Source organism: Variovorax sp. Varisp85 (assembly GCF_047304045.1).
In the GTDB taxonomy this organism is placed as follows: domain Bacteria; phylum Pseudomonadota; class Gammaproteobacteria; order Burkholderiales; family Burkholderiaceae_C; genus Variovorax.
On sequence record NZ_JBGLYN010000075.1, the window covers coordinates 1 to 14417 of the forward strand.

General features: G+C 68.3%; 15 protein-coding genes. 8 read left to right on the forward strand and 7 right to left on the reverse strand.

All coding sequences use genetic code 11. From position 1 onward, the window contains the following. A partial coding sequence (locus ACCC97_RS23980) for a ProQ/FinO family protein (protein WP_413335448.1) occupies positions 1-927 on the forward strand: 927 nt, incomplete at its 5' end. 95 nt (positions 928-1022) lie between these two features. On the opposite strand, the gene htpX is transcribed toward ACCC97_RS23980, so the two are convergent. The 6 genes from htpX to ACCC97_RS24010 all read right to left on the reverse strand — a co-directional run bounded on the left by htpX (position 1023) and on the right by ACCC97_RS24010 (position 5776). Next, the gene (gene htpX / locus ACCC97_RS23985; RefSeq protein ID WP_007838192.1) at positions 1023-1895 is read right to left on the reverse strand and encodes a protease HtpX; all 873 of its coding nucleotides are present in this window, start codon (positions 1893-1895) and stop codon (positions 1023-1025) included. A gap of 150 nt (positions 1896-2045) precedes the next feature. Next, positions 2046-2798 (reverse strand): DUF3025 domain-containing protein, encoded by a 753-nt coding sequence (locus ACCC97_RS23990; protein ID WP_413335450.1) that lies wholly within the window; start codon positions 2796-2798, stop codon positions 2046-2048. Then, a complete protein-coding gene (locus tag ACCC97_RS23995) occupies positions 2795-3628 on the reverse strand; it encodes an NYN domain-containing protein (protein ID WP_007838182.1) in 834 nt (277 codons plus the stop codon). The genes ACCC97_RS23990 and ACCC97_RS23995 overlap by 4 nt, the downstream gene beginning before the upstream one ends. Before the next feature lie 148 nt (positions 3629-3776). After that, a complete protein-coding gene (gene pyrC / locus ACCC97_RS24000) occupies positions 3777-4808 on the reverse strand; it encodes a dihydroorotase (RefSeq protein WP_007837523.1) in 1032 nt (343 codons plus the stop codon). Continuing rightward, positions 4805-5347, reverse strand: coding sequence for an RNA polymerase sigma factor (locus ACCC97_RS24005; RefSeq protein WP_413335452.1), 543 nt, complete (start codon positions 5345-5347; stop codon positions 4805-4807). Before ACCC97_RS24005 ends, pyrC begins: the two co-directional genes overlap by 4 nt. A gap of 3 nt (positions 5348-5350) precedes the next feature. Then, the gene (locus ACCC97_RS24010; protein WP_413335454.1) at positions 5351-5776 is read right to left on the reverse strand and encodes a DUF2892 domain-containing protein; all 426 of its coding nucleotides are present in this window, start codon (positions 5774-5776) and stop codon (positions 5351-5353) included. Here ACCC97_RS24010 and ACCC97_RS24015 point away from each other — a divergent pair. The 4 genes from ACCC97_RS24015 to ACCC97_RS24030 all read left to right on the forward strand — a co-directional run bounded on the left by ACCC97_RS24015 (position 5742) and on the right by ACCC97_RS24030 (position 8764). Next, on the forward strand, positions 5742-6098 hold the full coding sequence (locus ACCC97_RS24015) for a TfoX/Sxy family protein (protein WP_007837528.1): 357 nt from the start codon (positions 5742-5744) through the stop codon (positions 6096-6098). The genes ACCC97_RS24010 and ACCC97_RS24015 overlap by 35 nt on opposite strands. A 143-nt stretch (positions 6099-6241) precedes the next feature. After that, positions 6242-6583: a Rieske (2Fe-2S) protein gene (locus ACCC97_RS24020; RefSeq protein WP_413335455.1), complete on the forward strand. Its 342-nt coding sequence runs from the start codon at positions 6242-6244 to the stop codon at positions 6581-6583. Between the two features lie 24 nt (positions 6584-6607). After that, the gene (locus ACCC97_RS24025; RefSeq protein ID WP_007837532.1) at positions 6608-7189 is read left to right on the forward strand and encodes a YbhB/YbcL family Raf kinase inhibitor-like protein; all 582 of its coding nucleotides are present in this window, start codon (positions 6608-6610) and stop codon (positions 7187-7189) included. Between the two features lie 75 nt (positions 7190-7264). Next, complete coding sequence (locus tag ACCC97_RS24030) at positions 7265-8764, forward strand: diguanylate cyclase domain-containing protein (protein WP_413335457.1); 1500 nt, start codon at positions 7265-7267, stop codon at positions 8762-8764. A 7-nt stretch (positions 8765-8771) separates the two neighbouring features. On the opposite strand, the gene ACCC97_RS24035 is transcribed toward ACCC97_RS24030, so the two are convergent. Further along, entirely contained in the window at positions 8772-9686 is a 915-nt protein-coding gene (locus tag ACCC97_RS24035; protein WP_413335459.1) for a LysR family transcriptional regulator, read from the reverse strand. Between the two features lie 142 nt (positions 9687-9828). Between ACCC97_RS24035 and ACCC97_RS24040 the strand changes: the two genes are divergently transcribed. From ACCC97_RS24040 to ACCC97_RS24050, 3 genes are read left to right on the forward strand one after another with little or no spacing between them, the layout of a single operon-like run. After that, on the forward strand, positions 9829-11964 hold the full coding sequence (locus ACCC97_RS24040; protein WP_413335461.1) for a 3-hydroxyacyl-CoA dehydrogenase NAD-binding domain-containing protein: 2136 nt from the start codon (positions 9829-9831) through the stop codon (positions 11962-11964). A gap of 32 nt (positions 11965-11996) precedes the next feature. Next, a complete protein-coding gene (locus tag ACCC97_RS24045; RefSeq protein ID WP_007837540.1) occupies positions 11997-13187 on the forward strand; it encodes an acetyl-CoA C-acyltransferase in 1191 nt (396 codons plus the stop codon). Positions 13188-13197: 10 nt separating this feature from the next. Continuing rightward, positions 13198-14406, forward strand: a complete 1209-nt coding sequence (locus ACCC97_RS24050) for an acyl-CoA dehydrogenase family protein (RefSeq protein WP_413335464.1) — start codon at positions 13198-13200, stop codon at positions 14404-14406. Positions 14407-14417: the final 11 nt, after the last annotated feature.

Genomic DNA, 14417 nt, shown 5'->3' on the forward strand with positions numbered 1-14417 from the left:
CCCAAGACGAACGCCCGCCCGCCCCGGCGCCAGCAACTGGACATGGCCGACCAGCTGAAGCAGCTGCAGGCCGGTGCAGGAACAGACGCGGGCGCAGATGCGCCGGCGCAGCAACAGCAACCCCAGCAGGCCTCCCGCCCGCCGCGGCAGAAGAACACCGGCCGCGGCCCGCGTGCGCAGCAGCCCCGGCAGCAGAAGGCGCAGGCGCAGCAGCAGCAACCGCAGCGCACGCCGCGCAAGGTCAACCCGGTGCTGGAGCGCCTCTTCGAGCTGTACCCGCAGCTCTTCGGCGCGCGCTTCGTGCCGCTGAAGCTCGGCGTATATGAGGAACTGCTTGCGCGCCACCCCGAGGACTTCAAGGCCGAAGACCTGAAGATCGCCATGGGCCAGCACGCGCGCTCCACGCGCTACCTCGAGGCCGTGGCCGCCGGCCTGGCGCGCCACGACCTCGACGGCAACGCGCTGGACCCGGTCGCGCCCGAGCACGTGCACCACGCCATCCTCGAGCTGCACCGCCGCCGCATGCTGCGCAACAACGGCAACGCAGAAGAACTGCGACCGCAACTGGTGGCGCGCATCGCCAAGGCCGTCGAGGCTTCGGGCCTCGACCGCGAGGCCTATGCGGTGCTCGTGCGCTCGCGTGACGCGAACGCCAACGCCGTGGTCGACGAAGCCCTGGCCGAACTCGCCGAGCAGGCCGCCAAGCGCGAGGCACTGCTGCGCGCCTTCGAGGCCAGCGGCCGAAGCGAGCAGGAGTTCGCCGACATGTACGGCATGAAGCTCGGCGACGTGACGCGCACGCTGCAGCGGGTGCGCGACGACAAGAAGCGAGCAGATGCAGCTGTGGCAGCTGCAGCTGTGGCAGCAACGGACGTGCAGGCAACGCCCGAAGCAGAAGCCGCCCCCGACGCGCCCACCGCCGGCTGAAGCACGGCGCGCCAGCCCCAACGCAAAAAGCCGCCACATCGCTGTGGCGGCTTTTTTCATGGGCGGCGCGATGTTTGCCGCGCTCCGCAGCTTGCTCAGCGCGCGTTCTGCAGCGCCGCGATGCGCTCCTCGATCGGCGGGTGCGTGGCGAACAGCTTGCCGATGCTGCCGGTGATGCCCATGGCTTCGACCGCCTTCGGCAGTTCGCCGGCCGGCAGTCCACCCAGGCGCGCGAGCGCGTTCATCATCGGCTGGCGGTTGCCCATGAGCGCGGCCGAGCCGGCGTCGGCGCGGAACTCGCGGTGGCGCGAGAACCAGGCCACCACCATCGCGGCGGCAAAGCCCAGCACGATGTCGAGCACGATGGTGCTCACGTAGTAGCCGATGCCGGGGCCCGACGAGCGGTCGTCGCCGCGGCGCAGGAAGCTGTCGACCGCATAGCCGATCACGCGCGACAGGAACACGACGAAGGTATTCATCACGCCCTGGATGAGCGTCATGGTGACCATGTCGCCGTTGGCGATGTGCGCCACCTCGTGGCCGATGACGGCCTCGACCTCTTCGCGCGTCATGTTCTGCAGCAGGCCGGTGGACACCGCCACCAGCGACGAATTCTTGAACGCGCCGGTCGCGAAGGCATTGGGCTCGCCTTCGAAGATGCCGACCTCGGGCATGCCGATGCCGGCCTTGTCGGCGAACTTGCGCACCGTGCCGACGATCCAGGCCTCGTCGGGCGACTGGGGGTTGTCGATCATGTGCAGGCCGGTGGTCCACTTGGCCATGGGCTTGCTGATGAGCAGCGAGATGATCGCGCCGCCGAAGCCCATCACCAGCGCGAAGCCGAGCAGCGCGGTCAGGTTGAGCCCGTTGGCCGTGAGGAAGCGGTTGACGCCGAGCAGGCTGGCGACGACGCCGAGCACCGCGACGACCATCACATTGGTCAGGACGAACAGAAGGATACGTTTCAAGTTGAATTCTCCGTGGGGAAATCTGCCACCCAGATAAGGGCCTCGCGGCCCTCTTCAAGCCGTGCGCGGCATGGAGTCCTGGGTGTTGTTTTACGTTGTGGGGCGCTCCGGACGGCGGCAGCCGGTAGAACCATGATAGGAGCAAAAGTTCTAGGCCCGCCGTATTTCCTGGCCCGGCAAGGGCCTGAAGACCTGCGCGTCGGCATAGAACGCCGCGGTCTCGTTGCCCGCGCACCAGCCAGGCACGCCGAGCACCGGCAAGGGCACGAAGGGCTTGCGCTGGAGCTGCAGGGGGTCGAGCCCCCGTGCGATGTGCGCATCGTCGAAGGCCTCCGGGCCGGTCGCGCCGTGCATCAGCAGCACGTGCGCCGTGATCGGCTTGCGCGGCGTCACCAGCTTTTCGAGCAGCGCGTGCCCGAACAGCAGCAGGCGCGCTTCGCTCCACAGGCCGCGTTGCGTGACGAACAGCGCATGCCAGTCGCGCGCGGCCAGCGCACGCCACAGTGCGGGTGGCGCATCGAGCAGCGCACCGTTCTCGTCGAACAGTGTGAGCGCGTCGCGCAGCGGACCGCGCACGGCCGCGACGCCGCTGCGCGCGATCTCGCTCGCCTGCAGTTCGTTGAGGCGGTGCTTGGTGTGCGGAAACGCGAGCCACACGAGCCCGTTGAAGAAGTCGTGCAGGTTGTCGCGCGTGGGCACGCTACGGGTCTGGAAGATGTGCGCCTCGTAGGCCTGGCCTGGAGGCAGCGCGTCCTGGTGCACGAAGTCGGGCACCGGCGCGGGCTTGATGCCCTGCAGCGCGGCGGCGACTCCGCCATGCAGCGCGGCCCGCGCCACCGCTTCGCCGCTCGAACGATAGGGCGCAAGCCAGGGCCGCGCCCAGTCGACTGCCGGCAGGATCAAGGCGCGGGCGCGCCCGTCCAGCGGATGCGGTCGGGGTGCTGCATCACCGCGAACTCCCCGGTGAGCTTGTCGAACAGCTTGAGCGAGCTGCCGTGCTTGCCGAGCAGGCCGGCGGTGCGCAAGGCTTTCGCCACGTCGTTGAGCGGCACGTCCTTGCCGCCGCGCAATGCGGGCGCGGCCTGCAGGATGAACTCGGCGGCTTCGGACGGAGGTTGCGGTTGCGGCGCGGTGGGCGCCTTGGCGGCCGTCTTGCGTGCCGTCTTCTTCGCCGCGGCCTTCTTCGCTGCAGGGGCGGGTGCGGCTGCGGTCGTCGTGCCGGCGCTCTTCGCCCGCGATGTCTTGGTGCCGGCCGATTTGGCGGAGGCCGTCTTCTTCGCTGGCGCGGTGCGCACCGCTGGCGCCGCGTAGCCCGCGCCGTGGTGCGCGAGGTCCATGAAGGTGTCGTAGATGCCGACCGTTTCCTCGCCCGTCTTGCCCTGCTGGCCGATGCCGCAGACGCGGCAGCCCTTCTCGCGCAGGCGTATCACCAGCGGCGCGAAGTCGGAGTCGGACGAGACCAGCACCACCACGTCGGGACGCTCGTCGATCACGAGGTCGATGGCGTCGACGGCCAGCGCGATGTCGGTGCTGTTCTTGCCGGTCGACAGGTTCACCATCGGCCGCACCGACAGCCGCTTGAACAGGGCCTGGCGGTTCACCGCCATCTCGGCATTGCAGTAGGCGCGGCGCACGTGGATGGCGCCGTACTCGTCCATCGTGCGCTGCACGGCCTGCTCGATCACGTCGGCCGAGACGTTGTCGGCGTCGATCAGCAGCATCACGCGAGTCATTGGCTCACCCCCAGGCTGCGCGCACTTCGTGTCGCTTCTCCCACCCCCTCACCAACGGCCCGGCAAAGCCGGCTCCGTGGTGTTTCTCGACGGGATCTTGCCAACCTCAGATGCCGCGCTTTGAGCGACTGATCGCGTGATGAAGTACTCACAAGAGCTTCCAGTTCACGGTTTCGCCGCCGCGCAGCGGCTTCAGCGTGGCATCGCCATAGGGCACGGTCTCCGGCACGGTCCAGCTTTCACGCTTGAGCGTGATGGTGTCGGTGTGGCGCGGCAGGCTGTAGAAGTCGGGGCCGTGGAAGCTCGCAAAGCCCTCGAGCTTGTCGAGCGCGTTCACGCTGTCGAAGGCTTCGGCGTACAACTCGATGGCGGTGAGCGCGGTGTAGCAGCCGGCACAGCCCAGCGCATGTTCCTTCAGGTGCGCCGGGTGCGGCGCGCTGTCGGTGCCCAGGAAGAAGCGGTCGCTGCCGCTGGTGGCCGCCTCGACCAGCGCCACGCGGTGCGTCTCGCGCTTGAGCACGGGCAGGCAGTAGTAGTGCGGGCGGATGCCGCCGGTGAAGATCGCATTGCGGTTGTAGAGCAGGTGGTGCGCCGTGATGGTGGCGGCCGTGAAGCGGCCGGCGTCGCGCACGTAATGGGCGCCTTCCTTGGTGGTGAGGTGCTCGAACACCACCTTGAGCTCGGGGAAGTCGCGGCGCAGCGGAATCATCACGCGGTCGACGAACACGGCCTCGCGGTCGAACAGGTCGATGGCCGGGTCGGTCACCTCGCCGTGCACCAGCAGCAGCAGGCCGTGCTTCTGCATGGCTTCAAGCGTCTTGTAGGTCTTGCGGATGTCGGTCACGCCGGCATCGCTGTTGGTGGTGGCGCCGGCCGGGTAGAGCTTGAGCGCGCGCACGCCGGCCTCCGCGGCCAGCGCGATTTCCTCGGGCGGCAGCTTGTCGGTGAGGTAGAGCGACATCACGGGCTCGAAGGCGGTGCCTGCGGGCACGGCGGCGCGGATGCGGTCGCGGTAGGCCATGGCCTGCGCGGCGGTGGTCACGGGGGGACGCAGGTTCGGCATGATCAGCGCGCGGCCGAACTGGCGCGCGCTGTGGGGAACGACGGCTTCGAGGGCGGCGCCGTCGCGCACGTGCAGGTGCCAGTCGTCGGGGCGGGTGATCGTGAGGGTGTCTGTCATGGCCCGGCAATTGTCGCATCGCCCCCCAGCAAATACTCGCGCACCAGCGCCCGCGCGCGGTGCAGCCGGCTCTTCACGGCGCCCGGCGGTTCGCCGAGGCGTTCGGCGATCTCGGCGATGGTCAGCTCCTCGAAGTCGCGCAGCAGCACCACTTCGAGGTAGTGCGCGGGAAGCGACTCCAGCGCGTGCGTGAGGTCGATGCGCAAAGCGCCGTCGCTGCGGCTGGCCAGTTGCCGCTCGGCCACCTCGTCGCCGAGCGGTTCATGCCGGAACATCGCGCGCTGCAGCCTGAGGCATTCGCGCCGGATGACGGTGAAGAGCCACGACGAGAAGGCCGCGGCCGCCTTCAGCGCCCGGACCTTGCGGGCGATCACCAACAGCGACTCCTGCACGGCGTCGTCGATGTCGCTGGCCTGGCAGTGCCGCCAGGCGTAGCGGCGCGCATCGGCCTGGCAGACCGCGAGCAGGCCCGCAATGGCGGCGGGGTCGCCGGTCTGCGCGGCCTGGATCAGGCCGGTGCGGTCGATGCCCACGCCCATGGCTCAGCGCCCCTTGCCAGGTTTGCGCCCGACCATGGCGCACATCGGGCAGAAGCCGAACAGGCCCGTCAGCGCGAGCGTCGCGCCCGTGAGCCCGGCGATCGCGGCGAGCCCGAAGCCGGCCGTGCCCCAGCTCATGGCGGCGAAAAGCAGGCCGGCGAGGCCCATGACGATGCGCAGCGCGCGTTCCCAACCGGGGACATTCTTGACGTAGACCATGGTGACTCCTTCGATCCTTGGGTGCATGAGGAAGACCCTCGGAAACAAGGAGGCGTCGAACCCGCCGAACGGTTCGCGGGATTCCACAAATTTTCCACTGCCGGGAGCCGACGCAGCGTGGCCGGACTCGGCGACACTGCGCTCTTTCCATCGCGCGCCAGACGCCAGCAGCATCATGTCGGAAGCCTCGTCGCAGTTCGTCGACTTCATCGTTGACCGTCTCCGCGGAATCCCGCGCATCGCCAAGACCCGATTCTTCGGCGGCACGGGGCTGTCGGCCGACGCCACGCAGTTCGCGATGATCATGGGCAGCACCGTGTACTTCGTCGTGGACAAGAACACCCGGCCGAAGTACGAGAAGCTGGGCAGCAAGTGCTTTGCCTACGACACGAAGGCGCGGCGGGTGCAAGTCAAGAAGTACTTCGAGGTCCCCATCGAGATCATCGAAGACCATGAAGCGTTGGCGGCCCTGGCAAGGGAAGCTGTCCTGGTGGCGCAAAGCCTGAAGAAGCCGGCCGGCAAGGGCACCTAGCCTTGCGGGTCGACGGGAGCGGCATCGTTCATGCGCTCCTACGCGAGATCGGCCATGCAGACTGCTTTGCCTCGCCCCACCTCGCAGGAGATACTGTTTCCTTCGCTCAGGCCCAGGCTTCCTTGCGAAATGCAGTCAAAAGAATGATGAGCACGACAGAGCCCCAGCTGATCTCCCCGGTACTCGCCGACAACGGCCCCGCCGCCCTGTTCACCGCGCCCGGCGGCACCCAGGCCTTCGCCGTGCGCTGGCAAGGCAGCGTGCACGGCTATCTCAACCAATGCCCTCACGCGGGCGGCCCGCTTGATTTCGAGGGCCAGGTGCTGGAGAGTTCAGGCCGCTTTCTGATGTGCGCGCGGCACGGCGCCATCTTCGAGCCCGACACCGGCAAGTGCGTCGGCGGTCCCTGCCGCGGTGCGCGGCTCACGCCGCTGGCGGTGCACGAAAGAGCGGACGGCAGCGTGTGGCTCGGCCAGGCCGGGTGAAGACAACCCTCCAGGAGAAAAGAAATGCGCAACAACAATCCTCTTGCACTGTCGATCGCGGCCCTCGCGTTCACCGGCCTCGTGGCGGGCTGCACGGGCATGTCGCCCGGCACCGGCAAGGCCTTCACGGGCATGAGAGTCACGTCGAGCGCTTTCGGCGACAACGGCGTCATTCCGTCCGACCACGCCGGCGCGGGCGACTGCGGCGGCAGGAACGTCTCGCTGCCCGTGGCGTGGAGCAACCTGCCGGCCAAGACGAAATCGGTCGCCGTGCTGGTGCTCGATCCAGACGGCGCGGCCGGCCTCGGCGTGTCGCATTGGGTGGCCTACAACATCGCGGCCGAGCGCGGCGAACTCAAGGCGGGCGAAGGACAGGCGGGCTCGAACTTCAACTTCACCATGGGCCCGAACGTGGCCGGCGCGCCCGCCTACCGCGGCGTGTGCCCGCCGGTGGGCGACCGGCCGCACCACTACGTGCTGACCGTGATTGCCACCGACCTCGCACCGGGCAGCCTGCCGGCCGGCCTCGCGCGCGACGCACTGCTGGCCGCGCTCAAGGGCCATGCGCTGGGCGGCCAGAGCGTGGTGGGCCTCTACAGCCGCTGATCTCACGTTAATAAATGTAATAATTAAGTCTTCATTTCGCCGACATCCACAGCCGCTTCCTCGAAAGCTTCATCGATGGCCCTGCCCGCAGCCGCGTTCGCCCCCTCTTCGGTTTCGTCGACCAGCGACGACCTCGACGGCATGTTCGACCTGGCGCCCGTCTCGCTCTGGATCGAGGACTACGGCGACCTGAAGCGCAAGCTCGACGGCTGGCGCGCCGAGGGCGTCACCGACCTGGTGGCGCACCTGTCGGCGGACCCGCAGCGGGTGAGCGACTGCATGGCGCTGCTGAAGGTGCTGCGGGTCAACCAGCACACGCTGCGGCTCTTTGCCGCCGACAGCCAGCAGACCCTGCTGGGCGCGCTGGACCGCGTGTTCCGCGGCGACATGTCGGCCACCGTGGTGCACGAGCTCGACCAGCTGTGGCGCGGCCAGCTCACCTTCGAGAGCGAAACCGTCAACTACGCGCTCGACGGCCGGCGGCTCGACGTGCGCGTTCGCGCCCGCGTGCTGCCCGGCCACGAAGACTCCTGGAGCCGCGTGCTGGTGTCGCTCGACGACGTGACCGAGCGCGTGGCCGCGCAGCGCCTGCGCGACGAGAGCGCGAAGCACGCGCGCAGCCTGTTCGACCGCTCGCCCGTGTCGCTGTGGGTGGAAGACTTCAGCGCGGTGCGCTCGCTGCTCGAGAGCATCCGCACGCGCGGCATCACCGACTTCGCCACCTTCATCAAGGTGCACCCCGAATTCGTCACGCGCTGCATGCAGGAGATCCGCGTCATCGACGTGAACCACGAAACGCTGCGCATGTTCGGCGCGCCCGACCTGCAGACCCTGCTGGGCAATATCTCGCGCGTCTTCCGCGACGAGATGCGCGAGTCCTTCGCCGAGCAGCTGCAGGACCTGTGGAACGGCAAGACGGTGCAGCAGCGCGAGGTGCTCAACTATTCGCTGTCGGGCGAGGCGCTGAACATCCACATGCAGTTCGCGGTGCAGGACGACCGGCTCGACACCTGGGACCTGGTGCTGGTGTCGCTGGTCGACATCACCGCGCGCAAGAAGGCCGAGGCCTACCTCGAATACCTCGGCAAGCACGACGTGCTCACGCAGCTGTGCAACCGCACCTACTACACCGAGGAGCTCAACCGCCTGTCGCGCAAGGGGCCTTGGCCGGTGTCGATCGTGGCGATCGACCTCAACGGGCTGAAGCAGATCAACGACCACGAAGGCCATGCCGCCGGCGACTCGCTGCTGCGCCGCATGGGCGAAGTGCTCGACAAGGCCGTCGACCCGCCGGCCTGGCCCGCGCGCATCGGCGGCGACGAGTTCGCGGTGCTGCTGCCCATGACCGACGAGCGCGGCGCCGAGGCGATGCGCGAGCGCATTCTTACGCTGCTCGAAATGAACAACCAGTTCCATGCGGGCCAGAGCGGCCATGCGCTGAGCCTGGCCATCGGGCTGGCGACCTGCCACGGGGAGGAGTCGCTGGAAACTGCGCTGCAGCGGGCGGACCGGGCGATGTACGCGGACAAGGCGCGGCACTACGAGGGCGCCGGGGTGGAGCGGCGGCAGGCGTAGCCGCCGGCTATCGCGCCTCCGGCGTCTGACCGGGCACCGGCCGCACCCGCTGCAGAATGAAATCGATGAAGGTCCGGATCGCGCGCGTGTGCTGGCGGTTCGGCATGTAGAGCATGAACATCTGCGTGCCGAAGATGCTCAGGCGCCAGTCGTCGAGCGTGGTCACGACGTCGCCCTTGCGCACGTCTTCCTGCACCACATAGTCGGGCACGAGGCCGATGCCCAGGCCGGCGAGGATGGCCTGGCGCAGGAACAGGAAGTTTTCCGAGATCAGCGTCGGCTCCAGGATCACCTCGCGCCGTGTCTCGCCCTGGTAGGCCGACACGCGCAGTTGGCGGCCGATGACGGCAGCCGTGACCACCGGCGCGCCCTGCAGCGCGTCGAGCTGCACGGGCAGCGGATGCTTCGCCGCATAGTCGGTCGAGGCACAGGCCACGTAGCGCACCGGCCCCATCTCGCGCGCCACGAGGTTCTGCGGCGGCTCGGGAATCACGCGGATCGCGATGTCGACTTCGTCGCGCAGCAGGTCCTCGATGCGGTTCTCGAACACCACGTCGAGCACGATGCCGGGGTACTGGCGCTTGAAGTCGATCAGCCAGCCGGCCATCACGAGCTGGCCGTAGCCGCTGGGCACGCTCAGCCGCACGCGGCCCTGCAGCTCCTGGCCCAGCGTGGTGACCGATTCGCGCGCGGCCAGCAGCTCGCCCTGGATGGCGATGCCGTGCTGGTAGAGCCGCAGGCCGATTTCGGTCGGCTCGGCACGCCGCGTGGTGCGCCGCACCAGTTGCGCACCCACCGAGCGCTCCAGCTGGTTCAGGTGATAGCTGACGTTGGCACGGCTCATCTTGAGCCGGCGGGCGGCGGCGCTCAGGTTGCCGGCGTCGAGGATTTCCACCAGCAGGGTGAGCGATTGGAGGTCCATGCGGCGATTGTGTCAAAAATTCTTTGACAGTCTGTCAACCGTCTATGCAATTGTCAAAGAGGCGGCGCGGTCCAAGAATGCGGGGTTCACCCCAGAGCCTCGGGCCCGCCGGCCCGCAACGCAAGAGACAAGCGACACGCACATGGCCACCAGCACTCCCAGCCCCTCCACGTCCACCGGTCCCGTCACCTTCGAGCGTCGAGGCGACGTGTTCGTGGTGACCATCGACAACCCGCCCGTCAATGCCCTGGGCGTGGATGTGCGCCGCGGCCTCGTGGCCGCCATCGATGCGGCCGAGGCCGACAGCGCCGCCAGGGCGGTGCTGATCGTCGGCGCGGGCCGCAACTTCATCGCGGGCGCCGACATCCGCGAATTCGGCAAGACGCCGCAGCCGCCGTCGCTGCCCGAGGCCTGCCTGAAGATCGAGAACTGCACGAAACCGGTCGTCGCCGCCATCCACGGTGCCGCGCTCGGCGGCGGGCTCGAAGTGGCGCTGTCGGCGCACTACCGCATCGCCTCGCCCACCGCCAAGCTCGGCCTGCCCGAAGTGGCGCTGGGCCTGCTGCCCGGCTCGGGCGGCACGCAGCGCGCGCCGCGCCTGATCGGCGCGAAGCCCGCGCTCGAGCTGGTGCTCAGCGGCCGCCACGCCGGCGCCAAGGAAGCGCTGTCGCTCGGCCTCGTCGACCGGCTCGGCAACGACGCCGACGCGCTGGCCGAAGGCCTCGCCTACGCGCAGGAACTGGTTGCCGCCAAGGCCCCGGTGCGCCGCACGCGCGAAGCCGCCGGCCTCGCCGACACCGAAGCCAGCCGCGCCGCCCTCGAAGCCGCGCGCGCCGACACCGCCAAGAAGAGCCGCGGCCTGTTCTCGCCGATGAAGATCATCGAAGCCGTCGAAGGCGCACTCACGCTGCCGTTCGACGAAGGCATGGCGCTGGAGCGCAAGCTGTTCCTGCAGTGCATCGACAGCCCGCAGCGCGCCGGCCTGATCCACGCCTTCTTCGCCGAGCGCGAAGTGCTGAAGGCGCCCGAGACCAAGGCCGCCAAGCCGCGCGCGCTGGAGTCGGCCGGCATCGTCGGCGGGGGCACCATGGGCGCGGGCATCGCGGTAGCGATGCTGGACGCGGGGCTGCCCGTGACCATGATCGAGCGCGACGAGCCCAGCCTCGCGCGCGGCCGCCAGCATGTGGAGAAGGTGTACGACGGCCTCATCGCCAAGGGCCGCATGACGCCCGAAAGCAAGGCCGCCGTGATGGCGCGCTTCAACGGTTCGACCTCCTATGACGCACTCGCCAACGTCGACATCGTGGTCGAGGCCGTGTTCGAAGAGATGGGCGTCAAGAAGGCAGTGTTCGCCGAGCTCGACCGCGTGTGCAAGCGCGGCGCCGTACTCGCCACCAACACCTCGTACCTCGACATCGACGAAATCGCCGACAGCATCTCGCGGCCGCAGGACGTGGTGGGCCTGCACTTCTTCTCGCCCGCCAACATCATGAAGCTGCTCGAGATCGTGGTGCCTGCCAAGGTGAGCGCCGACGTGGTCGCCACCGGTTTCGAGCTTGCGAAGAAGCTGAAGAAAGTGCCCGTGCGCGCGGGCGTGTGCGATGGCTTCATCGGCAACCGCATTCTCGCGGTGTACCGCCAGGCGGCCGACCACATGATGGAAGACGGCGCCTCGCCCTACGAGATCGACGCGGCCGTTCGCAACTTCGGCTACCCGATGGGCCCGTTCCAGGTGTCCGACCTCGCGGGCGGCGACATTGGCTGGGCCACGCGCAAGCGCAAGGCCGCCACGCGCGACCCGCAGGCGCGCTACGTGCAGGTGGCCGACCGCATCTGCGAGCGCGGCTGGTTCGGCCAGAAGACGCAGCGCGGCTACTACCTGTACCCCGAAGGCGCGCGCACCGGCGTGCCCGATCCGGAGGTGCTGGCCATCATCGACGCCGAACGCGTGCGCGCGGGCATCACGCCGCGCCAGTTCACCGAGGAAGAAATCATGCGCCGCTACATGGCCGCGATGATCAACGAAGGCGCCAACGTCGTGCTCCAGCGCATCGCGCTGCGCCCGCTCGACGTGGACGTGACCTTCCTCTACGGCTACGGCTTCCCGCGCCATCGCGGCGGCCCGATGAAGTACGCCGACACCGTGGGCCTGCCGAAGGTGCTGGCCGACATCCGCGAGTTCGCGAAGGATGACCCGCTCTTCTGGAAGCCGTCGCCACTGCTGGTGGAGCTGGTCGAACGCGGTGCCGATTTCGCGAGCCTCAATCAATCCGAGTAATCCACACCGTCCGCCGTACAGGAGCCATTTCCATGCGTGAAGCCGTCATCGTTTCCACCGCTCGCACCCCTCTCACCAAGGCGCATCGCGGCGAATTCAACATCACCCCCGGCGCCACGCTGGCCTCCTTCGCGGTGAAGGCCGCGGTCGAGCGCTCGGGCCTGGACCCGGCGCTGATCGAGGACGCGATCCTCGGCTGCGGCTATCCCGAGGGCACCACCGGCCGCAACATCGCGCGCCAGAGCATCATCCGCTCGGGCCTGCCCATCAGCATCGCCGGCACCACGGTGAACCGCTTCTGCGCCTCGGGCCTTCAGGCCATCGCGATGGCCGCCGGCCGCATCGTCGTGGACGGCGCGCCGGCCATGATCGCGGGCGGCGTGGAGAGCATCTCGCAGATCCGCGGCCGCAGCCCCGGCGACGGTGGCGACCTCAGCCTGGACCCGTGGATTGTCGAGCACAAGCCCGATCTCTACATGGCCATGATCGACACGGCCGACATCGTCGCCAAGCGCTACAACATCAGCCGCGAAGCGCAGGACCGCTTCTCCGCCGAGAGCCAGCGCAAGACCGAAGAGGCGCAACTGGCCGGCCGCTACAAGGACGAGATCGTGGCCTGCACCACCACGATGGCCGTGACCGACAAGGAGACCAAGGAAGTCACTTATCGCGAAGTCACCGCCACCGAGGACAACTGCAACCGCCGCGGCACCACCTACGAAGCGCTCGCCAAGCTGAAGCCGGTGATGGGCGAGGACAAGTTCATCACCGCCGGCAACGCCTCGCAGCTGTCCGACGGCGCATCGGCCTGCGTGCTGATGGAGGCCAGGGACGCGGAGCGCGCCAACATCAAGCCGCTGGGCGCCTTCCGCGGCCTCGCGCTGGCGGGCTGCGAGCCCGACGAGATGGGCATCGGCCCGGTCTTCGCGGTGCCCAAGCTGCTCGCGCGCCACGGCCTGAAGGTCGAGGACATCGGCCTGTGGGAACTCAACGAAGCCTTCGCCTCGCAGTCGATCTACTGCCAGGACAGGCTGGGCATTCCGTCGGAGCGCCTGAACGTGAACGGCGGCGCGATCTCCATCGGCCATCCTTTCGGCATGACCGGCGCCCGCCTCACGGGCCATGTGCTCATCGAAGGCAAGCGCCGCGGCGCCAAATACGCCGTGGTCACGATGTGCATCGCCGGTGGCATGGGCGCTGCCGGCCTGTTCGAGATTTATTGAGGAGCCCGCGATGGACCTGAACTTCACCTCCGAAGAAGAAGCCTTCCGCACCGAAGTGCACGCCTTCCTGGCCGCCAAGCTGCCGGTGCGGCTGTCCGAGAAAGTGCGCAGCGGCAAGATCCTCGAGAAGGCCGACATGGAGGAATGGCACGCCATCCTCAACGCGCGCGGCTGGCTCGCCAACCACTGGCCCGAGCAGTACGGCGGCCCCGGCTGGACGGCGGTCGAGAAATTCATCTTCGAGCACGAATGCGCGCTGGCTTTTGCGCCGCGCATCGTGCCCTTCGGCGTGAACATGCTGGGTCCGGTGCTCATCAAGTACGGCAACGAGGCGCAGAAGCGCCGCTGGCTGCCGCGCATCCTGAACGGCGACGACTGGTGGTGCCAGGGCTACTCGGAACCCGGCGCGGGCTCCGACCTCGCCGCCGTGAAGACCTCGGCCGTGCGCGGCATCGACGCGCAGGGCGACCACTTCATCGTGAACGGCCAGAAGACCTGGACCACGCTGGGCCAGCACGCCAACATGATCTTCTGCCTGGTGCGCACGAACCGCGAGGCGAAGAAGCAGGAAGGCATCAGCTTCCTGCTGATCGACATGACTTCGCCCGGCGTGGAAGTGCGCCCGATCATCACGCTCGACGGCGAGCATGAAGTGAACGAGGTGTTCTTCTCCGACGTGCGCGTGCCGGCCGAGAACCTGGTCGGCGAAGAGGACAAGGGCTGGACCTGTGCCAAGTACCTGCTGACCTACGAGCGCACCAACATCGCGGGCGTGGGCTTCTCGGTGGCGGCGCTCGAACAGCTCAAGGGCATTGCGGCCACGCAGACGAAGAACGGCAAGCCGCTGGCCGAAGACCCGGCGTTTGCCGCACGCATGGCGCGTGTCGAGATCGATCTCGAGAACATGAAGACGACGAACCTGCGCGTGATCGCTGCGGTGGCCGGCGGCGGTGTGCCGGGTGCGGAAAGCTCGATGCTCAAGATCCGCGGCACCGAGATCCGCCAGGAGATCTCGTCGCTCGCGCGCCGCGCGATGGGCGTCTACGGCCGGCCCTTCATCGAGGAAGCGCTGCACGACGGCTTCGACGGCGAGACCTTCGGCCCGGCCTATGCGAAGGCAGCCGCATCGCGCTACTTCAACAACCGCAAGCTGTCGATCTTCGGCGGCTCGAATGAAATCCAGAAGAACATCATCTCCAAGATGATCCTCGGGCTGTAAAGGAGAGACGC

Bases quoted from the DNA above. Each gene is read 5' to 3' on its own strand.
- ACCC97_RS24025 (WP_007837532.1), top strand. From the start codon at position 6,608: ATGCGCAACAACAATCCTCTTGCACTGTCGATCGCGGCCCTCGCGTTC.
- ACCC97_RS24035 (WP_413335459.1), bottom strand. From the start codon at position 9,686: ATGGACCTCCAATCGCTCACCCTGCTGGTGGAAATCCTCGACGCCGGC.
- ACCC97_RS23995 (WP_007838182.1), bottom strand. From the start codon at position 3,628: ATGACTCGCGTGATGCTGCTGATCGACGCCGACAACGTCTCGGCCGAC.
- pyrC (WP_007837523.1), bottom strand. From the start codon at position 4,808: ATGACAGACACCCTCACGATCACCCGCCCCGACGACTGGCACCTGCAC.
- ACCC97_RS24020 (WP_413335455.1), top strand. From the start codon at position 6,242: ATGATGAGCACGACAGAGCCCCAGCTGATCTCCCCGGTACTCGCCGAC.
- ACCC97_RS24015 (WP_007837528.1), top strand. From the start codon at position 5,742: ATGTCGGAAGCCTCGTCGCAGTTCGTCGACTTCATCGTTGACCGTCTC.
- ACCC97_RS24050 (WP_413335464.1), top strand. From the start codon at position 13,198: ATGGACCTGAACTTCACCTCCGAAGAAGAAGCCTTCCGCACCGAAGTG.
- ACCC97_RS24030 (WP_413335457.1), top strand. From the start codon at position 7,265: ATGGCCCTGCCCGCAGCCGCGTTCGCCCCCTCTTCGGTTTCGTCGACC.
- ACCC97_RS24005 (WP_413335452.1), bottom strand. From the start codon at position 5,347: ATGGGCGTGGGCATCGACCGCACCGGCCTGATCCAGGCCGCGCAGACC.
- ACCC97_RS24040 (WP_413335461.1), top strand. From the start codon at position 9,829: ATGGCCACCAGCACTCCCAGCCCCTCCACGTCCACCGGTCCCGTCACC.
- ACCC97_RS24045 (WP_007837540.1), top strand. From the start codon at position 11,997: ATGCGTGAAGCCGTCATCGTTTCCACCGCTCGCACCCCTCTCACCAAG.
- ACCC97_RS24010 (WP_413335454.1), bottom strand. From the start codon at position 5,776: ATGAAGTCGACGAACTGCGACGAGGCTTCCGACATGATGCTGCTGGCG.